The organism is Shewanella sp. WE21 (assembly GCF_002966515.1).
GTDB classification, from domain to species: domain Bacteria; phylum Pseudomonadota; class Gammaproteobacteria; order Enterobacterales; family Shewanellaceae; genus Shewanella; species Shewanella oncorhynchi.
In genome coordinates this window covers 1,932,581-1,959,150 of sequence record NZ_CP023019.1, presented here as the reverse complement: position 1 = coordinate 1,959,150, position 26,570 = coordinate 1,932,581, and the positions used below count along the sequence as shown (strand labels likewise).

11 protein-coding genes and 2 pseudogenes are annotated in these 26,570 nt (G+C 43.7%); 6 read left to right on the top strand and 7 right to left on the bottom strand.

Annotated features, from left to right (window positions below):
• Nucleotides 1-8 precede the first annotated feature (8 nt).
• Entirely contained in the window at nt 9-11,165 is an 11,157-nt protein-coding gene (locus tag CKQ84_RS08375) for a hybrid non-ribosomal peptide synthetase/type I polyketide synthase (RefSeq protein ID WP_105250885.1), read from the bottom strand.
• A 788-nt stretch (nt 11,166-11,953) separates the two neighbouring features.
• Between CKQ84_RS08375 and CKQ84_RS08370 the strand changes: the two genes are divergently transcribed.
• From CKQ84_RS08370 to CKQ84_RS08350, 4 genes are all read left to right on the top strand, one after another.
• Nucleotides 11,954-12,742, top strand: coding sequence for a thioesterase II family protein (locus CKQ84_RS08370; protein WP_105250884.1), 789 nt, complete (start codon nt 11,954-11,956; stop codon nt 12,740-12,742).
• A gap of 12 nt (nt 12,743-12,754) precedes the next feature.
• Nucleotides 12,755-13,564, top strand: a complete 810-nt coding sequence (locus CKQ84_RS08365; protein WP_105250883.1) for a 4'-phosphopantetheinyl transferase — start codon at nt 12,755-12,757, stop codon at nt 13,562-13,564.
• Between the two features lie 778 nt (nt 13,565-14,342).
• Complete coding sequence (locus CKQ84_RS08355; protein ID WP_105250881.1) at nt 14,343-15,233, top strand: site-specific integrase; 891 nt, start codon at nt 14,343-14,345, stop codon at nt 15,231-15,233.
• Nucleotides 15,230-16,318 (top strand): IS91 family transposase, encoded by a 1,089-nt coding sequence (locus CKQ84_RS08350; RefSeq protein ID WP_105250880.1) that lies wholly within the window; start codon nt 15,230-15,232, stop codon nt 16,316-16,318. The genes CKQ84_RS08355 and CKQ84_RS08350 overlap by 4 nt, the downstream gene beginning before the upstream one ends.
• A 253-nt stretch (nt 16,319-16,571) precedes the next feature.
• Here CKQ84_RS08350 and CKQ84_RS08345 read toward each other — a convergent pair whose 3' ends face one another.
• The 4 genes from CKQ84_RS08345 to CKQ84_RS08330 form a co-directional block, all read right to left on the bottom strand.
• Nucleotides 16,572-17,417 carry a DUF2971 domain-containing protein gene (locus CKQ84_RS08345; protein ID WP_254053176.1) on the bottom strand — a complete coding sequence of 282 codons (846 nt, stop codon included), beginning with the start codon at nt 17,415-17,417 and terminating at the stop codon, nt 16,572-16,574.
• 109 nt (nt 17,418-17,526) lie between these two features.
• On the bottom strand, nt 17,527-17,886 hold the full coding sequence (locus tag CKQ84_RS08340) for a hypothetical protein (RefSeq protein ID WP_105250879.1): 360 nt from the start codon (nt 17,884-17,886) through the stop codon (nt 17,527-17,529).
• A 293-nt stretch (nt 17,887-18,179) separates the two neighbouring features.
• On the bottom strand, nt 18,180-19,304 hold the full coding sequence (locus CKQ84_RS08335; RefSeq protein ID WP_105250878.1) for a hypothetical protein: 1,125 nt from the start codon (nt 19,302-19,304) through the stop codon (nt 18,180-18,182).
• A gap of 616 nt (nt 19,305-19,920) precedes the next feature.
• The gene (locus CKQ84_RS08330) at nt 19,921-21,135 is read right to left on the bottom strand and encodes an IS4 family transposase (protein WP_105250877.1); all 1,215 of its coding nucleotides are present in this window, start codon (nt 21,133-21,135) and stop codon (nt 19,921-19,923) included.
• Nucleotides 21,136-21,225: 90 nt separating this feature from the next.
• Between CKQ84_RS08330 and CKQ84_RS08325 the strand changes: the two genes are divergently transcribed.
• Nucleotides 21,226-22,413 (top strand): IS256 family transposase, encoded by a 1,188-nt coding sequence (locus tag CKQ84_RS08325; RefSeq protein WP_105250876.1) that lies wholly within the window; start codon nt 21,226-21,228, stop codon nt 22,411-22,413.
• 647 nt (nt 22,414-23,060) lie between these two features.
• On the opposite strand, the gene CKQ84_RS23755 is transcribed toward CKQ84_RS08325, so the two are convergent.
• Nucleotides 23,061-25,586: a DUF6543 domain-containing protein gene (locus CKQ84_RS23755; protein WP_158683026.1), complete on the bottom strand. Its 2,526-nt coding sequence runs from the start codon at nt 25,584-25,586 to the stop codon at nt 23,061-23,063.
• 213 nt (nt 25,587-25,799) lie between these two features.
• Here CKQ84_RS23755 and CKQ84_RS08310 point away from each other — a divergent pair.
• A pseudogene (locus tag CKQ84_RS08310) lies at nt 25,800-26,024 on the top strand (hypothetical protein); the annotation flags it as partial.
• Nucleotides 26,025-26,218: 194 nt separating this feature from the next.
• Here the strand turns inward: CKQ84_RS08310 and CKQ84_RS08305 are convergent.
• Nucleotides 26,219-26,469: pseudogene (locus CKQ84_RS08305) on the bottom strand (IS6 family transposase); the annotation flags it as partial.
• Between the last annotated feature and the right edge of the window lie 101 nt (nt 26,470-26,570).

Sequence of the window (26,570 nt, the reverse complement as noted above, 5' to 3'; positions counted from 1 at the left end):
TTTCTTCCTTAAAATTCTTCGTCTATGGCGAGAGCGGCATCTAAAAATTCAGCTTGGGCTTGTTGTTCTCTTGTACTGAGCAAGCTTTGTTTTAATTCTCTGATTGTGCGCTGAGGCTGTTCCAATATTTGTGAAATTAACTGGATCAACTGATCCTTCATGGTCGTGATGCCAGCTTCATCTAGCAGTTGATTGTTATATTCGATCACCAGTTCGAGGGCGTCACCCTTGACCAGCATAATATTCAGATCTGCTCGGCTAGTGGTGGCCGTTTCGAGGATCTTGTTAAAGCGCAATCCATCTAATTGGTAATGTGAGTAACTTTCATATTCCATCACATTTAGGATGATGCGATAAAAATCGCCAATCGTTCCTTCTATTAGATCAAGCTCTTCTAGTACTTGCTCAACGGGATAGAGCTGGTGTTGCATTATGTTGTGCAATTGAGTCTTTGTGGTATTAAGCAAGTCAGCGAAACTGAGCTCGGAGGTTAGCGCTTGTCTCAATAAAAAGGTGTTTAAGTAAAATCCGACTTGTGACTGTAACTGTGGCAATTGGCGATCTGCGATGGGTGTGGCATAAATAATCTCATCAGTGGCACAATAATGACTGAGTAGTACACTGGTTACCGAAGCAAAGAAGGTGTAGAGACTGATACTATTATGTCGGCAGTAGTCTTGCATTGCACTGGCTAGAGCTTCATCTAGGATGCTCCGGTACCAATGTCCGCTATACCGTTCAGTGTTGCTGGCATTAGGTAATAACATGGGGCGATTGACCCCTGCCAGTTGTGTTTGCCAGAAGGCTTTATCGTTCAGTGCTTGAGCAGTGTTAAGCACCTTGTTGTGCCAAGCTGTATAATCTTTATATTGAATGACTAAAGGCTGAAGAGTCGGTGCTTGCTGCCGGCGATAGCAAGTATAGAGTTCGGATAATTCTTTTAAAATAATGCTGTTTGACCAGCCATCACAAATAATATGATGGGCATTAAACATTAATACTTGGGCCGGTTTTTCAGTGCTTAGTTTAACTACAGTGATCTGAAATAGAGCATCGGTTTCTAAGTTAAAATGATGTTGTGCTAACTCCAAATACAGTTGGTTAAGTGCAGGGGAGTTAATGGTGATTGCTGCGGGTTCGAGCAAGGTTAATGGAAGTTCGATATCTGAATGTATGTGTTGTTTAGGTTCACCTTGGGTAAAAATAAAATTAGTACGTAACGATTCATGTCGACAGATCAACTGAGAAAAGGCTTGTTTGAAGGATGGGATGCAGAGTTCACCTTCAAGTAAAAATGCGGCATGGACATTATAGGCAACACTTTGTTCTTTGACCTGAGAGACTAACCACAACCTTTTTTGTGCACTCGATAAGGCATAGAACGCTTGCTGCTTTATGGGTGAAATCTCAATCAATGATTGCTCATTGGTCGTCAGCCATAAATCGAGGGCGGCGATATTTGGGTGTGCAAATATTTCATTGATGGATACTGGGGTTGAAAACTTCTGTGATAGCGCAGCACTAATGAGCATGGCTTTGAGGCTATGCCCCCCGAGCGCAAAGAAGTCATCGGTTAAGCCCATCGATGGTATTTGTAAATGTTGTTGCCAAACATCAAAAATGACTTGCTGAGATGCGGATAATTTATCTGTTGTAGTCGTGATGCTGATGGGTGTTTTCTCGTGGCTGTTAAGCAGTTTGTTTATGTCGAGTTTACCGTTGGCATTCGTTGGAAAATGCACGACTTCAAGATAATGGCTGGGACATGTATAGGCAGGTAAATGCTCGGACATGAACTTTCTGAGATCTGTCACTGTCACAGGTTCACTGCTTTGGTAGTAGGCAACTAATTCATTACCACTCTTATTTTGTTTGTTGATCACTACCGCGCGTTGTACTTTGGGGTGTTGCTCAAGTACATTGATGACCTCTCCAAGCTCTACCCTGTACCCCCTGATTTTTACCTGATCATCAAAGCGGCCATTAATGTGTATCTCATGATTAATAACAACGCCGCAATCTCCTGTTTTATACACACGTTTGTCTGGTGAGAGGGGCAGAGTGATAAATTTAGCTTGTTCAAGATCATCATGGTTTAAGTAACCCTGAGCTAGGCAATCTCCTTCAATACAAATTTCACCATGTTCACCATCGGCTACCACAATATTGTTGTGATCGAGTATATAAACCTTACAGTTAGCTATGGGCTGACCAATACTCATGTTGTGACGGTATTGCTCAAACGTTGCGGCATTAAACTCACGTGTGATACAACCGATAGTGGCTTCTGTCGGACCATAATGATTAACAAATACGGTTTCTTTGAAGCATTGCAAGTAATTGGCGACATCATCAGCTCTGAGCTTTTCACCGCCGAGTATCATTAATCGAAGTTTTAACCCTAGTGCGGGGGTGAAGTCATGGTGATTGACCAAGACTTGAAACAATGAAGGGGTCATTTTGATAAAAGTCAGGCGTTGCTGCGCAATATAATGCAGTACGAAGCTAATATCCTGCCGAGCCCCCTTATCGAGTAGATGCAAAGAGGCGCCAGACAGTAAGCAACCCCACATAGAGGTATAGCCTAAGTCAAAGGCATAAGAAGACAGTAAAACACTGCTATCCATATGGTTTATAGCGTATTTTCCAGTAAGCCAGCGACAATAGTTCATCAGTGAACTATGGCTTATTTTAACGCCCTTGGGTCGGCCAGTGGTACCTGAGGTATAAATAATATAGGCCAACGTATCAGCTGTTATTGCCGTTACAAGTGGCTGCTGACTGAATACGGCGTAATCTACTCGGTTTAGATCGCAGCGTGAATAAAAGTCTTGCTGAGAGATATGGGATTCAGTGAGTAGCACTTTAGCCGCGCTATCTTTAAGGATGTAATTAACCTTTTCCCTTGGAGCATCAGGATCAATGGGGATATAACAGCAACCAAGTTTTAATACCGCAATTAACGCTGAGATCAGAAAATCACCTGACTCAATTTGAATGGCAATGCGCTCTTTGGGACAAATATTATATTGCTCTTTAAGCATGTGGGCCAATTGGTTGCTTTTCTGGTCTAGCTGCTTATAGCTGATTGTCTTATCTTGATATTTTACCGCAACATGGTTGGGGTAAAGTTTTGCTACAGCATTGAAACGCTCAATTAAGTGAGCGCTTTCAGACCAATCAAGCTGCTGTTCAGCTTCGAGTTCAGCAGGAATATCTACGGGTATTGGCAGAATATGCTCAAGTTTTTGCTTGGGTGATTGTAATACGTTGTCCAGCAACAACAAGGTTAAGTCTCCCCAACTGGCAATGGTCGCTAAATTAAACAGATTTTGATTGTAATGAAAATTAATACTCAGTTGTTGTTGCTGTACGATAACCTCAAAGGAAAAGTCATAAACACTCCCTTTTTGAGCTAATGTTTGTGGGATAAATTCAAGCTCAGGGATGGCCAGCACTCGATCGTCTGCTTGTTCAAACACAAAACTGACATCAAATAATGGATTACGGCTTCTATCACGGCGCATGCCTGATTGTTCAAAGTGTTGTGCAACTAGCTGATCAAAAGGATATTCTTGATGGGCATACACTCCTAGACAATTTTCTTTGACACTTTGTACTAAACCTTCAAAGGTATGGTGGTTGTCGAGGTGATGTTTGTACACCACGGTATTGGTCAGCATACCCACTATGTGATTAAAGCCTTTGGGTTGACGCAATGCTACCGGAGCACCAATGATAGTTTCATTATTGCCCGTGAGTCTGCTGAGCAGTAGGTGGCAACCGCTCAGCAGTAACATATATAGAGACACATTTAATTGTTTAGCCAGCGCGGTTAATTGCGCCGTTTTTGCTGGTGATAAAGAAAATGAGTGGGTATGACCGTTAAAGGTTTGCAGTGTGGGTCGTTGATGATCCAGTGGTAACTGTGTGGTCTGTTGATAATTGGCAAAGTTATTTTGCCAATACTGTCGGTCTAACTGGAATTTAGTTGAGGTCAAATAGTCCGTTTCCCAGTTGACAAAATCTTCAAACTGACTTGGAGTCGCTAGCGTCGTATCGCCATTGTTGCTGTAAGCACTGATAAACTCTTGAAACAGAATGTTAGCGGAATAACCATCGGCAGCAATATGGTGGATATCCAGCATAAAGACATGTTCATTGGGCGCTAGGTTGACTAATTTAGCCCTTAGCATGGCGTCATTTTTTAGATCAAAAGGCCTGAAAAAATTGGCACTGGACTGAGCTAAGGTTTCTGCTGTTGCCTGTTCAAGGCGGGGAGGGAGCTCAGGGTGAACAACGCGGATAAACTCACCCTCGAACAGCTCAAAGGTGGTCCTAAGACTCTGATGACGCTGAGATAATAATGTTAACGCCTGTTGTGCCCTGTTAGCATCAATGGGGCCATTAATTTTTGCAATATACGATAGGTGATAAGCTTGCTCTGCTCCTTTAAGGCTATTGAGTGTAAACAGACGTTTTTGTGCAGAGCTCATTAAAGAGTGCTGCTGACTGGATTTACGCAGCGACTCCTTCGGGGGTAAGGGCGAAGTTGTAGTGGTAAAGGTAAATCCACCCTGTCTAAGTTCGTTAATACTATCGATGACGGCAGTGATAATATTGTCGATATCTACTCGAGTGTGGCAAGTGGACATAAAACAGATCCGACGCTCCCAAGTGTAAATGCCTTTGGTCATCATCAGGTAAAAGAATAGATCCATTTCAATGGGTTGCAACGCCAGTGCATAGCGCCCAAAAGATTCAAAGCGGAATATGGGGCCACAGCACTTGACTTCAATTGGCACTTGGTTTGCAGCGAAATAATCATTAAGTCGAGTCACCAGTGACAATGTAAGGGCATTAGTTTGCTGGTATAAAAGCGCTCCCTTAGCTTTTATTTCTAATAGTACTGATTTTGCAGCTGCCAATGCCATTGGATGATTTGCAAAAGTTCCTGCGATAAAAGTCGCGGTAGTTTGAGGAATTGAATCGTCCTGATACTGCCAGAGCCCCCCATCGATCACATCCATAAAGCGACGTTTTCCGGCGACAATACCTATGGGTAAGCCGCCGCCAATGATTTTTCCGTAGGTGACTAAGTCGGCTTGAATATCAAAAAATGCCTGGGCGCCACCGGATTGAAGTCTAAACCCAGTAATTATCTCATCGAAAATAAGCACGGTATCCGATGCTGTAGTTAGGGCTCTGAGCTGTGCTAGAAACGTCTTGGGTTGCAGCGCTGGATTGCGACTCTGTACCGGCTCGACCAAAACGGCAGCGAGTTCGGTTCCCAACTGCTCAATGATTTCCAGTGCTTTGGGATCCCCATAAGTGAGAACTATCGTATCCTGCACTGAGCCCAGAGTTATTCCAGGGGTGGTTGGATAGCTGCCTTGTTCATCATTTTCCGCCAGAATGGCATCATAAATACCGTGATAGGAACCAGAAAATTTGACTATCTTAGTGCGACCAGTCTGGGTTCTGGCGATACGCAGTGCTAGCATTATAGCTTCTGACCCAGTGTTACAATAGGATACGCGGTCAACACCGGTTATTTCTTTGAGCATCTGGGTGACTTCGCCTAATAATGATGAATGCGGGCTCAATACAAAGCCTTTGTCCATTTGCTGTTTGACCGCATCGATAACAAATTGTGGTTTGTGACCAAAGAAATGGACACCATAACCGATGGCTAAATCAATATACTTGTTATTATCAATATCCCATAAATAGGCTCCCTTGGCTTCATTTGACACAAGGGGATAAAGAATTTCTTTGAGTGTTTTACGAAAATTAAGACTTGTCAGATAATGAGCAAAATCACCTTTGTGAGTCTGACTAAAGGCCTTGGACTTTGCGGTTTTGATGCAATATGCGCTAATTAACTGGTTAACGAAGGCTTGCTGTGTATCTGAGAGGTTATCCTCACTAAATTTAGTTAACCTGAAATTGGTTTCAGGATAAGCCGTCCTTGGTGACGGCGGTATTGCTTTGGATGGCTCTGAATTTGTAATGTTATCCTTGCCGAGATAATTCAGTTGCGCTTGGCATATCGCCTGTACGGTTTGAAGCTGCTGGCCCAATAAATTCGCAATATCATCATTTGAGGTAACTGGATTCGATAATGAGACTTGCTGTGGTTCATCTAGTTGCGGTTGTTGATTGTTAAATGGTTCTGGTTGCAGGGTGATCCGTTCAGACAAATAGTGGTGCAGCTTTTCTCCACTGCTGCATTTGTCATAAAAATAGGCCAAAGGGATGTCAATGCTAAACTCTTCAAAAACCTCATTTTTTAATCTGGCTAGCATGAGGGAGTCTAGTCCTAAATTGAGAAAGTTCAGATGTTGTTTTTGCTGGTCGAGTTTGATGCCTGAAATACCTTCAATCAATCGAGCTAGAGAATTTATGATCCCCACAGAAGGTAATGATATCGGTTTCAGAGGTTGGGTATTTTCCCGTGACGTTGCAGGTTGCGTCGAGGTGCTCTCTAGGACATCAGCATGTATCGGGAACGTTGTTTTCTCAAATCCATAATAGGGAAGATCAATAATTTTGCCTAATGGATGAGACACCATTGCCTTCCAGTTCACAGGATAATGACGGACATATAAATCAGCTAAAGTCTGATAAAAAGTATCCAGTGATGGCTTAAGCGCTCCCCGTTGGCTGGCAAGATTAAGCAAGTCTGAGTGTGATTTTAAGGTTTTCGCGGCGAAAGCAGATAGCGTTGCAGTGCCTCCTATTTCGACAAAAGCATGACAGCCATGTTTGGATAGGGTGTCGAGTCCGGCACTAAAAGTGATGGTTTCGCAAATATGAGTGAGCCAATAATCTTTATGAGTGATTTCACTGTGTTTACCCGGAGTCGTCAGAAAGCCAGTCAAATCACTGACTATCGGTAATTTCGGAGGATGCAGTGTCACTTCATCGAGAATGTGACTAAAAGGCTCTAGTACGGATTGCATTAAGGGTGAATGGAAGGCGTGAGAGACCTTCAATTCTCGATAAGGAAGCCCCAAGTCTATCATTGCCTCAATGATAAGATTGATCTCTGCGATACTGCCACTCAAAGTTAAATCAACAGGGCTATTAATTGCTGCAATCGCAACGCTATTACCTTGTTTTGTGACTAGGTCCTGAATAATCGAAATTGGCGCGGCAACAGCGACCATGGCGCCCTGGAGTTTGACCTTGCTCATTAATAGCGCCCGATTAGCGACTAAATGAACCGCATCTGGGAGGGTTAATACCCCTGCAGCTAAGGCTGCGGTATATTGTCCTATGCTGTGTCCTAATACGAACTGGGGTTTAATGCCGAAATCTTCGAATAATTTTATCAGGGCATAACCTATAGAAAAAATGATAGGTTGTGCATATAAAGTATTATCAATTAATTCAGATCCGTCTTGATATAATACGTCTTCAATAGACTTATTGAGGTAAGGGGAAAATAACTGGGCACATTCAGCTAAGGCTATATTGAAAACCGAAAAATGTTGATGAAGCGCTTTCGCCATATTGAAGTATTGCGATCCCTGTCCTGTAAAAATAAAAGCGATATTTCCTGGGTTTTCTGTTGGCTCAGAGTGGTAAGTGTTATGGATTAATTGCGCTAAAAGTGATGCTTTATCACTACCCACTACCGCCAAGCGGTAGGGGTAATCTTGCTGGTTACGCTGGCTGGCAGTCGTAATGTCCTGAGCGCTATGCTGGCTATGGCTTAAAAAATCGATGTATTGATTTTTACAATGACGTAAACTCGTTAGAGTTTTGGCTGTTAGTATCAATATTCCAGCTTTATTATCTTCAATATCAATCGCTTCATATATAGGATTGTTTTGTAGAATAAGATGTGAGTTGGTACCCGACAGACCAAAAGAGCTGATACCACAAGTGATTTTTTGGGTATTGTCCAGAGTGTGGTGTTCACTTAATGGCTTAAGAGGGATTTTGTCCCAGGGCACTAGCCTATTATATTGGTTTAGATGTAAGTTTTTCGGAACAATGCCATGCTCCATGGACAAGATAAGTTTAATTACTCCAGCGATACCTGCAACCGCCTCCAAGTGGCCAATATTTGATTTTATAGATCCTACGGGTAAGGGATTGTTAGCGGCACGCTGTTCAAAAATGTTGCTTAAGGCATTAAGCTCCTGAGGATCGCCGAGCTTAGTGCCAGTTCCATGGGCCTCAAGATAGTGAATATCGTGAATACCCACCTTTGCTTGAGCCATAGCATCACAGATAACTTGCTGTTGTGCTAATCCATTAGGTACTGTCAGGCCACTGCTTTTTCCGTCGTGATTGACTGAAGAACCAGCAATAATCGCGCGAATAGAATCACCATCTCGCTGTGCATCCGATAGACGTTTAAGCACTAGCATTGCACAACCTTCACCACGGCCATAACCATTGGCACTGTCATCGAAAACTTTACATTTTCCATCATCAGAAAGTGCATTAACCCTACTAAGGCTAATATAACCTTGTGGCGTTAGTATTAAATTGACGCCACCAACCAGTGCCTGATCAGCTTGCCCGGTTAGTAAGCTGGTACAGGCAAGATCGATAGCAACTAAGGATGAGGAGCAAGCTGTATCTAAGGTAAGGCAGGGGCCCGTTAATCCATAATAATAAGAAATACGACCTGAAGCGATACTGGCGATGTTGCCAGTTAAGCTATGTTCTTTTAACGTTGAACTGCGATTTTGTTCGAAGGACTGATGAGCAAAATCACTGTTTGCCATAGCAATGTAAACTGCAGTTTTTGAACCATTAAGGCTTTCATTTCTAATACCAGCATTATCAATGGCATGCTGACTAACGGTGAGCAGTAAACGTTGCTGAGGGTCCATTACTTTGGCCTCAACGGGTGTGATACCGAAAAAACTGGCATCAAACTCATTAACCTGATCAAGAAAATAACCTTTTTGGGTTTTTATACTTCCAGGGGTATTTGCTTGATCATAATATGATTTATTGCACCAGCGGTCGCTGGGTATCTCTGAACAAAGGTCTTTACCTTCATAGAGATTATTATAAAAAGTTTCGTTTGATTGCTGACTTCCTGGAAATTGACCTGCAAAACCGATAATTGCAATGGCCTCTTTTTCTTGGCGGATTGATTTGGTATCTGGAAGTTGCAAGTTTTCGGGTGGCTTCGTTTGAGCTTTAACTTGTTCTAGTAGAAAGTTTTCGAGTTGTGTGAAGGTTGGGTAATCGAAGAAGCTTGATACAGGTATCTCGATGGCTAATGTCTCTTGCAGTACGGCATGAAACTCAACCACTTTTAGCGAATCAACACCATGATCTGCTAATTTATCATGATAATTTGTTACCTGATAACCGAGTAATTTTGTTAGTGTTGTGTGTAAATAATAGTGGAGTGTTTCGTCACTCATTGGTGGCAATTGTGTATTTGACTGGGTTTGTTGCAGTTGTTTTATCTCATTAAGTATGGGCTGATAATCACCATTAATGAAATTTTGCTGAAGTTGGAAGCGCTGAACCTTGCCACTAGTGGTTTTTGGTATATCGTTAATGGGTACCAAGGCATGAATACTCAGACCCATACTGGTTTGTAGATAACGTCTAAGCTTATCGGCTACGTTTGTAAACTCATCAAGATTTTGTTTATAACGTATAAATATAACCAGTTGTTCTATATTGTTTTTATTTAAGCAAACGCTGCAGGCAACAATATTACGCAATTGTATTTCAGGTATGCGAGCACACATTTGTTCAATGTCATGGGCATAAATATTTTGGCCATTGATAATAATCAAATCTTTGGCGCGACCCGTGATGGTTAGCTGCTGGTTGTTGATAAAGCCTAAATCACCAGTGTTAAGCCAGCCATCTGGGTGTAGTACTCTGCGAGTTTCCTCCTGGTTATGAAAATAGCCGGAGGTAACATTTGCTCCTTTTATGTGGATTAACCCTATGTGGTTGTCAGGTATATCCTTGCCAGTAGCATCGGCAATTTTGATCGCGCATTCATCAATCGCAGTGCCTACCTCAATAAAGGTAATGGCATCAGGGTTATCAGGCATCACATGAACAATTTCTTGTTGAAAATTAAGCTTAGTGCGATCAAGGTAGTGCGCTTTTATTGGGGCGCCTGGTTTCGGGACCGAGACTCCAACACTGGCTTCTGCAAGCCCGTATACTGGATACATGCTATTGTGAGCTAATCCATAAGGGGCCATAGTGGCAAGAAATTGCTCAGCTAAGGTGAGAGAAATAGGTTCGGCACCATTAAATATGATCCTGACACTTGATAGATCCCAGTCCGGTTGACGCTTTTTCATTGACAGTAATAGTGCGTTTAAACCGTAATTAGGAGTAAATAATATAGTGCCTTGATGCTGTGATGTTTTATCCAGCCATAATAAAGGTCTTCTGATAAATGTGCGGGTATCAATCAGCACTTGTTTGATGGCCAGTAAGGTCGCGGTTAAATGAACCGCAATCAGTCCCATGTCATGGGTTAATGGCATCCAGCTGATCATGACATCGTTGATTGTTATCTCTGAACAGTTTGCAAGAGCTTTGATATTGGCTACCAAATTCTTGTGGGTTAATACCACACCTTTAGGTTGACCAGTAGAGCCTGAGGAGAATTGAATAAAAGCGGTATCATCGGGGTTGACATCGCAGATAAGGCTAGCAAGATTTTTATCGGAATTCGAAGGTAGCAAAGACAGATCAAGTGCTTTATCTCTTATTTTAGCAAAGTCGCTTTGTGAGCCTGTACGCTGAGAATATTTTTCAAGATTTTCCAATAATATGGGAGAGTCAAAACACAAGGTGGGATTATTAAGAAGTGCCCAGACGGAAAACACTTTTTTTAAACTGTCATCTTTGGTGCCAACAGAAATTGGCACAGGGATTATCCCCCCCAGAATACACGCCCAAAAGGTTGTCGTAAAATGTTGAAGGCCTTCTAACTGGAAAACTAACTGATCCCCTTTTCGTAAACCTAGATGATCAAGGTGTGATAATAATTGCAATGACTGGCTATAGAGTTGTCGGTAATCAGAAGTGACTTCATCACTACTATTGTTGCAGTATATTAATTGCTGTTTGCTACTCTTATGGGCAAGCAGGGTATCGACTAAAGTCGTAATTTTATTAAGTGAGGCCTTACCGTTCTTGTTAGTCAAAATTAATATCCTATATTATTTAACTGAGCTGATAACTGATAGCTGATAGCTGATAGATAAGGGGTCATGATTCACATAGATTACAATTTAAATATTTCAATTTTAATTTTTGATAATTTAGAGACCTAGAACCTCAGGGCGAGCGCATGAACGTTTTTCAACCTAAATACGTGCAAATAACAATCATACCAAGTTCAGTCAATAACCAATTTCATGGCTGGAACATGAAGTATTTGACAACATGCCACCTTGTATAAAAAAGGCCCTCTCATGCGGTAGTCTGCCTAGAACCTTTATCATCTGGCTCTCAGCAGAATGAAAACCCACATCGTCATGCCTCAAATAGCGGTTGAATTCTGCAGAAACATGCTCTTCGAGCACATGTAACGCAACACCTGCATATCCTATGATTAAATGCTGTATAAATACGTCCACCCTCCGTATGAAACGCAGCTTAATATAAGCAAAGAGTGACAATTATCTTGAAAAACACCGAACGTGCTGATGGTGAGATATAATGTTCTAGTTCACTAAGAAAAACTCGTTTAGGATGAAAATTCTGGCAAGGAAGGAATAAAGCCGAGATGGTTAGGTGTTGAGCCTGAGTCGATAAGTAAACGGAGGGAGAGTAAAGAGTGTAGGATGTCATAGCAATAGCTTTATTATTTAGCGGTATAGTAGTATATACAATAGTCAACCCCACGATTTCTATTTGTGCTAGAAGCGTTTCATTTTATGCCCGAGAGCGGGATTGACTTATTATCATTACGTAATAACGAGTACTTACTGTGGTAAAAGCTAAAATATTTACTATACCAAAACCTAGAATAGCGCCAAAGCTTCGTGTATTTTGCTTTCCTTTTGCTGGCGGCTCGTTCACCACTTATATTCCTTGGGTTCATTGCCTTAATGACGACGTAGAATTAGTATTAATTACTCTCCCTGGGCGAGCCTCTAGAGTGAGCGAACCTTCACATGAACAGATGGAGTCAATTATAAGTGAATTACTGGGGCAGAAATCTATCTTTGCTCATGTCCCATATATTTTCTTTGGACATAGCCTAGGTAGTCGAATTGCTTTTGAATTAGCAGTGAATCTACAATCTTTAGGTATCACAGCGCCACAGTATTTTATCGCTTCAGGCAGTAGAGCTCCTCATTTAGAGTCCCGCCGTGGAAGTATTCACCACCTTCCTAAAGCAGAGTTTCTTCAAAAATTAGGCGAGCTCAATGGCACGCCTAAAGAAGTGTTATCTAATAGTGAATTGATTGATTTTTTTATTCCTGCTCTTCGTGCTGACTTTAAAGTCGCCCACGATTATAGGGCAAAAAAAATACCGATAGTAAGCCCTATTCTGGTATTGGGTGGGGAGGATGATATTGATGTTACGCACCTTGAACTTCTAGCGTGGACGGAACTTTCTCAACGTGGAACCCAGATAACGCTTATACCAGGAGGTCATTTTTTTATTAATGAACATCAAAGTGCAGTGATAGAGCAAGTTGATTTTGTGGTAAATCTTGTTTTGACTTGTAATGAAATACAGCATATTGATAAATGTGAACTTAGCCAATAGAAAGGTATCAATATGGGTAACTTTATTAATAGCACTTTACTTCCCTTCATTAAAGAGCAGCCTATGTCTATCAGTAACGTTACTGATAAGGCATTTTGTCACGGTGTGATAAATAGTTTCATTTCTAATGAATGCTGCTGGCTTATTGAAAATCCTGAGATTGTGATATTTTCGTGTGATTTTGACAAAAAGCATTTTCTAAAAGAACTCTTCAAAGAGTTGTCGATCTACTTTCCTTGTGAGCTGGCTCAGGCCGTCAAAAAAAGACAAGCTGAATTTTTAGCTGGAAGATATGCTGCTAAGCAAGCCATGGCTCAATTAAAAATGCCTTCACATCCGTTGCCAATAATCTCAATAGGTAAGGATCGTTGTCCAATATGGCCTAATGGGCTAGTAGGCTCAATTACCCACAATAATACACAAGCGCTATGCGCGCTGCTCGTTGAACCACATTCTGCTGGGGCGTTCATCGGGATAGATATTGAGAGTTATATTTCTGCTGAAGAGTCAATCGGATTTGTAGAACTGGTACATACAGATGCTGAACTTGCGATAATATTGGCACAAGGGATCCCTGTGCATATGGCAACAACACTGATATTTTCCGCTAAAGAAAGTTTATTTAAAGCCCTGTATCCACAGGTTGCTAAATATTTTGACTTTAATTGTGCAGTTGTAACAAGTTGTTCCTTGGAGCATCAGCAATTAACGTTTGCGCTGACCAAATATTTCCCAGATCAAAATTACATAAAAAAAATGTTTCGATGTAGTTTTAGGCTAAATCCGCAATCTGTAGTCACGTTAATTACCGGAAAATGGTAGTTCTGCCCTCACTTGTTGGCACTACATCTGAGGTCTCCTCCATGCTCCGGATCCTGTCGTGAAAACTGAGAATCTCTAGAGCGCGCCTTGATAGGAGATCTTATTGATACACCAATACTGATCTGATCCGCTAACTCTGGACACTTGTGAAGCGACAATAAAGTTTGCTACCACGAGGGGTTAGTGTAATAGCAAAATAACGATTGATCGGTTTCAAACTCACTTCTTGACAAAAATACCTTATATCTAATGCACTTAAGATGAGTAATAGCATTAGTAAAGTTATGGCAACCAGATTAGTTTTCACTGACCACGCATATTCTTTGCTGATATCCACTAACGCAGGCTTGCCATTGTGTTCACTCTCCGACACGCAGCAAGTCCCTCCCTGAATGCTCGACCGCCCCGGTCGTATCGCTAATCACCGGGCCCACCTGTTTAACATCGGTGTAGCCTGTTTGTTTTAAAGTAGATATGTGACTCGTTTTTGGACAAAACCTTGCTAGATTTTTTACACTAATTTATTAGTTTCGGATTAATATTTCTATGGAGTAACGCCTTACTAAGGTGTGAGCAACGCTGCCACCTTATCTAAACCATTGCACAGTAAACATGAACCAACCTGAACTGAAAATGCCAAGCGTTGGGAGTCACCCTTAAATGCTTTGTTGAACGAAGCCGCTTTGCGGCAGGAACAAGATAAAGCCATCCTTTTGCCCCTCATCCTAAATACTTGCTAGACGCGACCTGCTTCGGTCGCAAACCTAGGAGTATCATCATGGACATTCACGAACAACAACGCTTTGATTTACTTTATGAACAACATCTTACCAACTTAACCTTGCAAGGCAAGCGGCCTGCAACCATTGATGCCTACAGCCGAGCTATACGCCGTATTGCGGCATATTTTGACTGCTGCCCCGATACCCTGACCTCCGATGATTTAAAGCGCTATTTTGCCGATTTGATTGCCTCACATTCATGGAGTACCGTCAAACTCGACCGCAACGGTTTGCAGTTTTTCTACTTTCACGTCCTCAACAAATCTTGGCAGTTGCTTAATATTGTTAAGCCACCACAGGTGAAACACCTGCCCGATATCCTGACGCCCTGCGAGGTCGCGATGGTTATCAGCCTCACGCGTCAACTGCGTTATCAGGTCTGTTTCTTAACCCTGTACAGCATGGGTTTGCGCCTAGGAGAAGCGATTTCATTGCAGGTTGGAGATATTGATGCGGGACTGATGCAGGTGCATATCCGTGATGCTAAAGGTGGCAAGGATAGACTGGTGCCTTTACCTCAACACACCTTGTTAGCCTTACGCTATTATTGGCGCACCCACCGTCATCCTCGTTGGCTATTTCCGGGTAAAGATAATCAACCTGACTCACTCATGGACAGAGGCGGGCTTCAAAAAGCCATGAAGCAAGTCATTTTCGAGTGCAACATTCATAAAGCCATCAGTCCGCACAGTCTACGCCACAGTTATGCCACCCATTTGCTGGAGCAAGGACTCGATTTACGCTCAGTGCAAACACTGCTCGGCCATCACAGCCTGAATACCACCGCCCGTTACACGCGGCTCACTGATATCACCCGTAAAAATACCTGTGAGGCAATTAACCAACTGACCAACGACTTGGCCTTGAGGTGGGAGTGTGGGTTATGAGCCAGTTTATCAATATTTTACGTCAACATCTGGCGGATTTTCGGCGGCGTTATGCCCATCAAATCACCCCAGAAATACATGCTGCTATCCATGCCATGCTCAGCTGTCGTTGCAACACGGCGAGGGTTAGCTGCTGGGGTTGTCAAACCTGCGAGCAACAGCTTGAGTTTCCGCTCTCTTGTGGTCATCGCAGTTGCCCACAGTGTCAACATGGCACAACATGTGAATGGCTGAGTAAACAACAAGCTAAGTTATTACCGGTGAATTATTTTATGGTGACCTTTACCTTGCCGTTTGAATTAAGAGCCATAGCGAAGTCGCAACCCGAGCCGTTCTATCACGCCATGTTTACCGTGGCAGCGAGTGTACTCAAAGACTTTGCAGCACGCTCCCCTAAGCTCAGTAGTGACATCGGCTTCACCGGCGTACTGCATACTCACAGTCGACGCAGAGACTACCATCCACATCTGCACTTCATTATCCCTGCAGGGAGCTACCACTCAGGCAAGCGGCAATGGCGCAAGTGTAAAACCCATTACTTATTTAACGCCTTTAATCTTGCCAAGGTGTGGCGAGCACGTTTACTGGCTTATCTGAGTGACACACTTCAACTCACCCTGCCACATCAATCCCACTCAAAATGGGTGGTCGATTGTCAGTTCGTGGGTAATAAAGGCGCACCTGCACTGCAATATCTGTCGCGCTACCTTTATCGGGGCGTATTACCCGACAGCAGTATTTGTCGGCATGTCGATAATCAGGTGAGTTTTACCTATCAAGACAGTCAGACTCGCTGCCAACAAGTACGCAGCTTGCCCGCGGTCGAATTTTTGTGGTTGATATTACAACATGTGTTACCCAAAGGATTACGGCGAGTGCGTGACTATGGCTTACTGCGAGGCAATGCCAAAAAGCTAAGGCAACAAATCCAACTGATGCTGGCCGTCGCGGGTGCAGTGTTCCCCATGTTACCTGAGGTCAAACGTACCTTAGCCGTGCGCTATTGCCCTTGTTGCCATCAAGCGATGCATTTTATGGGCGTTCATATGCGTCATCGACCGACAGGGGCTAATATCACCGCCTAAGGCGAGAAGCATAAGGATAACGGGTTAACCAAACAGAATGAGGACTCGATAACGGCTTGATGAACAAGTGATAAAAATATTAGCTCGTTCGCTAAGGGCGGGTCATGTCTGCATAAAAGTCTCTTTCAAAATAAGACCTTCACCAGTACAAATTCTCAATCCGCTATTTGCATAATAAAGTGTCAACAACCAGCATCGGGCTTGTTCAACACTTGGGATAAGGTCGCGGCTACGCGCGGCCTATCCTTATTTGTTATAAATCATCAAACTCCAGCGCAAAATCAGTTCTTGATACCTTTGCTCGCTTGAACTTTACAAGGCTAAACTCAGGCTCACTATTCAAAATTTCATGAATCGAAGTAATTAATGCTTCATCTGCATTGGCACCAACAATCACCTCAGTAACAGCAGAACAAGGGAAATCAAATAAGTAAGCCGCAGGAGTTATTTGCTCATTTACTGAACTGGCATCAGTAAGAACAGAGCACATCCTCCATTCTTGTTCATACTTCCACTCATTTGATTTAAGCAGAAACATCTCAATTGAACTCATATCCATCATAGATTTTGATGGTCTTTTATCTGAATACTTAACCTTCCGAAGATGATAAAACTCGTCTTTTTCTGAACGTTTTGTATTAAAAAACTCAGCGCTAGCATCAAAACCTAAACAAAACCCTCGATGTGAATCAGCATAATGCGCCCACATTAGCAAATTATCATATTTATCAGTAAGACTTAGAATACCAATTAGTTCATTGGACTTTTCAGTAAATACATCTGAAACTACAGCTCCCGTGTTTTCAAGTATTTCACTTACAGGGTTATGATTGCTAGCTAGAATTCCACCGAGCATATCTCGTAAATCTGACTTAGAAACCTGACTTCTCAAATGAGCTGGAAGCTTAGATAATTGCTCATCAACTAAAACATCAAAGTTATTAATAAGGTAATTCTGAAAATATTCAGGCGATGCAACTGTTGATATTCTTGGTTTAAACTCAAAAGGGTCATTGAATGCTGATGGCTGAGAAAACCTGATTGATTTATTCTTAAGAACATCAATGCGAGCAGGTTGAAGGTATTTGAATAATTTCATATTTTCAACTTTGATTTATAACGCTGTTTTAAGCGTCTAAAAATGGTTTGTTATAATTTTTGAAGCACGAACAAAGCCGACTGTTTTTTGTCCGACTTGAAAACCCTTGTTAGCTATTCAATTCATTAATAGCTCGACTCATACCTTTTTCAATTAATTCCAATGCTTTCTCTTGGGACAATTCTTGATGACTACAGCGACAAGTAACCAAATAGTTAGAGTTGTTGTCTTTAGGGTACATAGCGAAAGTAATGTATTCATGATCACTTTTAAATACTTTTGCCCCCTCAATTAGGCCAAATGATAAAGGCAAACGTTGATCATAGTCATGGCATCTTTGTACAAGATCTAAAGCGTCACCAGCATTATTATTTATTTTAATAATATATTTGTCTTTTCCCGTTGGAGTAACGTCTTTATACACCGTAGCATTTACTGCATAAACCGATATTGATTTCACTTCGTTCATTATGACTCCATTGCAAATTTGATGAATAGCTAACATTTTATTCGTGCGTATGCGCGTTTACCACGGCCAGCTTGGCGCATCATTTCCCGTTACGGCTTTAGAAAAACTAGTTCCAGTAAAAAACATAACCTATTTGTCGCAGCTGCATAGGCAATTTCAAAAAATTCACTCACTATCTATCACTCCAGAGTCATAACATTTTAATATTTATGCGATGCGACGCATAAATCGCTTGTTGGATTTGGCCGCTGCCACATCCACATATTTGTATAAGTGATGCTATTGAATGAGTTTTAATCCTTAAGGCCGTATAAATTCATTAGCCGTATTTTTTCTTGGTTAAATATGTAGTCATAGTCTAAAGTGTCTTCAAGGCTATCTTTTATAGACATTAATTTCTTAATAATCATCCAAGCGCTATAATTTGCGAATGGATTAAGTCCAATAAAATTACCAGCATTATCATCTTTAACCTTTTGTATTTCATTTATTTTTACAACCTTCTCCCATGCTTCTTCTGTATTCCAGTTTGATACAAATAGTAATAAGGATGAAAGTGCCATCAGCGGGTTAGATTTAAGAAGTGCATTAGTAGTTAGTTTTTGTGATAAGAAACTATCATTCTTGCAGATCTTTATTGCAAGTTTTAGACACTGTAGATACTTATCAGCTAGCACACTTCTGTCGAAGCTTAGGGTATTTGAGTCGCTTTTTACTATAGCTATAGCTTTTTTTACGACAGCCTTAAGTTGTATCTCTGTATAGATAGGGCTCTCAACGACATAATCCCCTAATTTGTAATGAGGGTATTGATGACATAGGGACTCATAAACCTCTCTATTAATATCAAAGCCTTCTCTTGATGCCGCTGTGATGTCTAGAACAAATTCTTTAAAATTTCTTTCAGATCTAACAAATGAGCTTCTAGCAAGGTTTATTATATGTGGAGAAATATCAAACAAACATTGACCATTTTGCCTTAGATCAAGAAACCATTGCCTCATATCACGCATGTCACATTGACTAAACAGATTGTTTTCTATACCAATGCTTACCATGACACCAATTTGCTTTGTTATAGGAGATCTAGAATTTCTAAAGTCGACTTTACCATCATTGGCTATCAATTTTTGCTTGTCTTCCCCATTATAGAATTCACAAAATGGTAAGTGGGCATCAACTCCATGATCATTTCTAAACGCAAAGTGAGTCTGCGATACTGTTCTCCCTGTCTTTGTAGAAACACCTTCTCTAACTACATAGCCACCTGTAACATTACATGCTGGACACTCAATGTCATTTTTTACAAAATTTTGAAACGAAATATTTGTAGGGTTAAGTCTTTGATCGAAAAGTGACTCTAATTGAGTTACATCTAATTCTCGTTTATAAGCATTTGAATAGGCAGTGATTGGCATTTTTAAACTCTCAACGTTTTGGGTTATAGCATCATTAATTATCAGTAGTTAAGATACCACCTTAAAGACAAACTGTACTGGTCAACCTAAACTAGACCCTTTCACATCAACTTTTCTATAGGCAAAGCTTTACTTGGCCCATTTCCCTTTTGAACTGCGAAACACACTTTGGGGCATAAACGTGCCAGAACTGATCGGCTTGACACGAGTTTGGACAAAACCTTGTTAGGTTGTTAGCTCTAATTCGTGAATTTCGGATTAAAATTTCTATGCGTAACGTTGCGTTCACCTGCGGATTGTAAGTAGCGCGTTGAGATAAACTTAGCGCAGCGATATTGCAAAAGCGCTACTTACAATGCGTCAGGTGCAATGCCTTGTTATATTAATTTTTTAACAGATTGAGCACCAAAATAAAAACCAATGATGACTGTTAAAGAGTTTGCAAGAATATCTGGTATTGGCATTTGTTTGATAGCAAGATAACCAATTGCCAAGTTAACGGTAGTGTTCAAATTTCTGTGTCATTTCTTTAAGCTATACCAAAAAGAGATGATTTATGACCACACCTACTTTTGATATCAATGCTGCCATTCAAGCACTACGCTGTAGGATCCCCTCATAATTCATAACCCCAACAACCATGAATTAATGAGAATTCAGCTAGTTTCTTCGCAGCACAAAGCAAATCATCTGCTGATATGGGGTAATCATGCCGTCGACGCAGCAGTTCTTTGCCCATCCTGATTGTTGATAGCACATTCCTTTTCTTTAACGTGTTTGCTTGGAAGTGCCGCTGTAATTGCTGTGTTTCCCCGTATAATCCTACCCACCAAAATGCCAGTTGCACCAATAACGCTATCAATAGCAGTATGTCCATCCTCACCGCATAACGTGTTCTGCTATGACGTAAACCAAAGCCATATGCGGGACTTTTTAAATCTCTAAAGGTTTCTTCTATTTGCATCCGCTTTTGGTAGATATTGACCAGTTTTTGAGGCGACATGGCTTCCATGGTCAAGTTAGTCACCAGTGCCCAAGGCTCTTTGGCGGTCAACTCATACGTCCATTGCGCAGTATGGTGACAGTCTGTTGTCGTACTTCGCTGACCTTTTCTGCCTTTACTTGGGGCCCTGAACAATACCATCTCACATAACAAAGGTTTCTTTACCGATAACGCCACCCGCCCAACATGTTTTGCGCGACGACGGGCTTGGGGATAAAGCGCTTTTAGTGAAAATTGGCGACCGAAAGGATGCGGCCGATAGACACTCAATCCTCTTACGCGACCCAGCCAATACCAACCGAGCTGCTCAACTTTTCGAAACCATGGATTACGAAAGCCCGCGTCAGTGACTATCAGCGGGGTGATGTTGTCAGGTAATACTTTTCTGAGTTCATTAAGAAACTGATTATGGGCGGTTTGAGTGCCTTGCAGCACTAACGGAAATGTTCGTTCGTAGAGCGTGATAGAGCGACCTTTGATAGCGATAGAGGCGCGTAGCGCAATAAGCTCACGACCTTCACGCATATCTGACCAATCCACCAATATTGTCGGCATCGTATGTGCTGTTAGCAACCACTTTGCATGCCACTGATAAACAGCCATTCTTTCATGGTGAAGATGCGGGTTGCCCAACAATCTATCCATGCGTTTTATTGAGTGCTTAATATGAGTGCTGGTGCCATCAATGTGCCGCCCTAAATGCGTTAGGGTGAGGCAATCCGCGTTGATAAGTGCTCGGCAAGCAACCATGAGGGTATTGAGTCGCTTTTGATGGATTTCTGGACAATGTTGATAGAGAGATTGATGTAAGATAGTTAACACTTGCACCTTGAAGCCCTGTGATTGATGTTTGTTCGCACTTCCATCAGATCACACTTCAAGGTGCAAGTTCACTCCAATCTAATGATTTATATGTAAATCATCAGGGGATTCTTCAGAGCACTACGTGAAGGTAAAGACCTCACCGGCAAGGATGGCATCTTAACCCCTTTGATTAAGCAACTCACTGAAGCGGCCTTGGCGGCTGAGCTGGATGGCCACTTGGCGAGCACTGAAGGCGCCAATCGTAAGAATGGCAAAACCACTAAAACAGTTAAAAGCCCCCTTGACAACTTCGAGTTGAACACGCCCAGAGACAGAGCGGGCACCTTCGAACCTAAATTAGTCAAAAAGCACCAAACCCAACTTACCGATGAAATGGAGCGTAAAATCATTGGCTTATTTTCATTAGGCTCCAGCTATCAAGATATTCGCGCGCATATCGAAGACATGTACGGCATGTCGGTGTCCAACGGCACAGTGAACGCCATCACTGACAAGTTACTACCAGAGCTTCAAGCGTGGCGGGAGCGCGAACTAGAGCCACTTTACCCCGTCATATGGCTCGGTGCGATTCACTATAAAATTAAAGAGAACGGCCGCTTTATCAGCAAAGCGGTTTACACCATTTTGGCGCTTAACGTCGACGGTAAAAAAGAACTATTAGGCTTATATCTGTCTGATAATGAAGGCGCTCACCATTGGTTAAGCGTGCTAACCGACCTGTATAATCGTGGCGTTAAAGACATCCTCATCGCCTGCGTTGATGGCCTTAAAGGCTTTCCTGAAGCGATTGCAACCATTTACCCGCAGACGGAAGTGCAACTGTGTGTCATCCACCAAATTCGCAACTCGATGAAGTATGTCGCCTCTAAGCATCAAAAGGCCTTTATGGCGGATTTAAAGTGCGTTTATAAGGCAGCCACCTTGAATGCGGCCGAGATGGCATTGGATGAGCTGGAGACGAAATGGGGCGATAAATACCCCGTGGTGATTAAATCATGGCGCAACAAATGGGCGCTGCTATCGGTGTATTTCAAATACCCTGACTATGTCCGCACCGCTATCTACACCACCAATGCGGTTGAAGCGGTACATCAACAATTCAGGAAGTTAACCAAAACGAAGGGCGGTTTTGCTAACGAGAACAGTTTACTCAAACTGCTTTACGCGGGTATATTGAAGGCCTCTGAGCGCTGGACTCATCCTATCCAAAACTGGAATTTGACGCTATCACAGCTCTCAATCCATTTTGAGGGGCGCTTAGAAAACCATATCGACCTGTGAAATTAACCTGACACAGAATTATGAACAGCCTCAAGTAAGTATCCACTTAAGACTTCCCTCAAAATGTATCAACAAGTAGTGACAAGAAAATGGATTTTTGGAACAAACATTTTGCAGAAAAAAGAAAGGACAGAGAAGAAAAAGCTTATTTAAAATGTGTGATTAAACTTACTCACAAGGCCATTCAGTAGAACAATGATTCCCAAGCATTCATAACAAGTGGAAATAGATCTTCATTCAGCACATGTAAATAAGTTTCCGTAACGTATAGCTTAAAGAAATGACACAGAAATTTGAACACTACAATCCGACAAAAGTGCGTTATCTCGGATGATGTAGCGTTCATTTTGGTTTGTCATACATCTAATCTGTAGCAAAGCTAAAAATTTAGATGAGCACTGTTCCTATTTGATCTAACTTTTTTCTCTCGACTCACTTCTGTTAAGAACAAAAATAAGTTAAAAGTTAGATGACTTTGATGAAAATTAGATAATTGGCCCACAAGCCCCGCCAGCATTGGCTTTACTAACTTTCAAATCTAACTTTTAGTTACATGTATTTTTTTGCCTTCCACACTTAAACTCTTGTCGTCAACTTTGCGACAGAACCGACTAGAGAGGGTTGCCAGCCCTCCCTTCCGACGACGCTTACTGGCCTTGATCCGGCAGCGCCTCGTCTTCGTGCCAGAAGAGATCAGTGCGGTTGGCGTAGCGCTCGGCGAACGACATCTCGGGGCTCAGATCATATCTGAGCATACTCTTGAGGCGATCGAATGCCTGCAGGGCAACCTCAGGCGAAGCGGTCGCGTGGGGGTTGATGAGCAGCTCGGCGGTGCGGTGCTCCGCCTGCTCGAGTAGGTCGGAGTATCCCAGCTCCAAGTTGGTGAAGGGACCGATGGCAAACATGATGTCCTCGGGGGGGATGTTGAGGGTGGCTACCTCGTGTAGGGGGAGGTAGCGCACCGTGGTATCCACCGCCCTTCCCCCATGGTTGAGCTCAATGGCGTAGACATATCCTCTCTGGTTGTGCAGGGCGTAATTCACGGCGATCCGCTCCTTGAGGGTGGTGGAAACGACCCCCCGAATGCCTCGAGTGTGCTCGGCCAGTTCCACAAACCTGACGGGCTCAACTCGGCGATTGAAGCCAGCGTGAAATAGCTCATCGGGCAGTCGGGTGTCGCCTCGAAAGACCAGAGCGCCCTTTAGCTCAGGCTGATAGCTCTGTAGGAAGGGGATCTGAGTGGCCTCCTGCTGCGCCGCTTGGCTGGTCCTGTGCAGCGCCTTGACGTCGGTCAGGTAGGCCTGAGGGTCTACCTTCTGCTCCAGCTCCCAGAAATCTCTGGCGGCCTCGATGTCGCGTCCGCCGGTCATGTCGGCGTAGCCCGAGCCTCCGATGCCTGGACGCGTCGGCAGATCTTCGGGGAGCAGGATATCGGGCAGCTCGCTGTGGGGGCTTCCGTCGCTTGAAATGACTTCGTTACTCTGGGGGTTGCCCCCTTGCAGGCCAGCTCTCTCGAGCCACTGGGGCTCACCACTTTCTAGATCTAGGGCGCGGCGAATCGGCGGTGTGTCCAGCAGACGGCCGCTGGCCGCATCGACCTCCCGGTAGAAGCCCCATCCATTGGCTCTGAGTAGAGCGCCGCGGCCACTTTGGGTCAGCCGGACACCGAGCAGCTCCTCCCCTGTCTGGGGGTGGATGATAATACGCGGCATGGCGGCGAAATGGTCGAGTTCCGCTGTGGGAAACCCCCTGTTCAGAATAATTGAGCTCTCCAGCTCGCTGCTGACTGTCTCGATCGAGCGGGAGAGGGCCCGCCCATATTGGGCCAGAGCGGGCAGCAGGGTGGTGGCCCCCAGAGCTGCGGCGTTGACGGCGCTCATCCGGGTACCTTCCATCCGCTCAGCCAGGGTATCACCGTGGAGGGCCTTATCCAGGTTCAAGCCGAACTGGGTGCTGCTCAGGCCGATGCCGAGGGGGATCCCCACCTCGGGGGCAACCAGATCGATAACAGGGAAGAGCGTCATGACGCTGTAGGCAACCGATAGGTAGTAATCCCGCTGGCTCTCGCTGTTGGACTTGATCAGGGTGTCCCCATCACTTTCCTGTCGCGTTCTGACCTGCTCGGTGATGCGGGCAAACACATCGCCGTTGATGGGACGATGCTTCATCATCATGTAGCCGTTATCCCAGCTGCCCGTGGCAAAGCCCTCCAGGGCGCTATCGACCCCTGAGTAGCTGGTGCCATTTTGCCTGAGGTAGAGGCTGAAGTGTTTGGCCATAGCGTTGCGATTGACCACATTGCCCAAGCTCTTGAACAGGTATTTCTTGAGCTGCCGCTCGCTGTCGTAGGCAATAAAGGGCTGCTCTGCACCCGGTATATAGAGCAGTCCTGCGTTGCCCCCCTGCTGCTCAATCAGCAGCATATCGGTCGAGTCATAGCCGTAGATATCGAAGCGATAGACGTTGATATTGTTCGGGCGCCGAGACTTGAGCAGTGAAGAGGCCAGTTGATATTGGGCCTGATCGAGCAGCCCCAGACGATATTGCTGATGGGCGGAGAAAGCATAGCTGTCACGTATCAGCTGGGTATAACGCTTCCCATGCTCCTTCCAGAAGGAGGAGAGGACCTCCGTGTAGCTCTTCTGTACGTCGAGATCGTAATAGGCGATATTCCATAGTGCCGATGAAAGCAGGCGCACCTCGTTGCGCTCATTGAAACGTGTGCCATCGGCCCCCTGGGTGTAGATCCCGGTATACAAGTCGATGGTGTTGGGGGGGGAGTCCAGAAACTCGCCGAAGACATTAAGCATGACCGCCTGGGTTAGGGTATAGGAGTGGATTGGAGTCTCACGATGCTCCCACCCGTTGTAACTGCGCGAACTGCTGATGGCTCCAGTAAAACGGTTATAAAACACTCGGTCCGGATCTATATTCCGATACCCTTTCTTGACCAGTGCCGTCTTCAACTCCCTAGAGGCGATATGGACCGGATCCGGTATGGCTTGGATAAGCTCTGCATAATCCTTGGCAAAATGGAGTTGCCAACTCTTGTCAAACAAATATTCGTTGCTCTGAGTGACGCCATCCGGGGGGGGTTGATCTCCGATGGCGGGGCCGATGGGCATTAAAAAGAGGGAGGCTATCAAGAGTGAGCTTATTTTTCGCTTTGTCATTTTTATACCGTAATAAGAGTGGGTGTGACAGGTAAGTAATTGATTTAATGCTCATCATGGCATTGTCGAAAAGTATTCACCTGAGGCTTGGATGCTAACATGGATTAATACAAGCCCAAGCAATAATAGAATCCTTGTAAGCGTCCGGGCAAGTACATCTGGTTCTGTCGCAAAGTTGACGACAAGAGTTTAAGTGTGGATGATCTTCCTAATATGAATTTGGAGCATCCACTGCATGACACTCAATTTTCTGGCAGACATTTCCCATCTGATATCATCATGCAAGCACTACGATATTACCTAGCCTATAAACTTAGTTACCGTGATATTGAGGAAATGTTCGCGGAGCGAAACATTCATTTTGACCACTCAACCTTGAACAGCTGGGTTATCAAATATGCTCCGCAACTCGAAGCCATATTCAGGAAGAAAAAGCGTCCAGTTTGGGTTGACCAGTACACCGTCGATGATGCGTTATTACAGTACCTGTCGCCGCTGGGCTGGGAGCACATCAACCTGACATGGGATTACCTGTGGCGCAGAAGCGCCAAGATCGGTTCAGGTAAGTTCAGGCCGCTATGACTTCTATCACCGGCTTAGCGTGCTTTATTTTCCGTTTTCTGAAGCGACCCAATGTAGGTCTCATCCATTCGCCATCTAGCCCCCACAGCCCGTTTATGGCGCAGGGAAGCCTTGTTGAGCAAGGGAGTCAATCTGATTATCCAGCGGTATAGGGTGGAATGGTCAACGAGAATGCCGCGCTCAACCATCATCTCTTCGAGGTCACGTAAGCTCAGGGCATAGGCAAGGTACCTGCGAACGTACTGGGCGATGACATCGATAGGTAATGGAGTCGTTTGAAGGCTTTTCGGATCAGAGGCATGGAAGGTTACTTGAGAAAATAAGGGAGAGTTTGCCAGAGCCCTACCTTAATGTAACAGAACCTGCCAGCCTCCTCCCTTATTACAATAGAACCCTTCACCG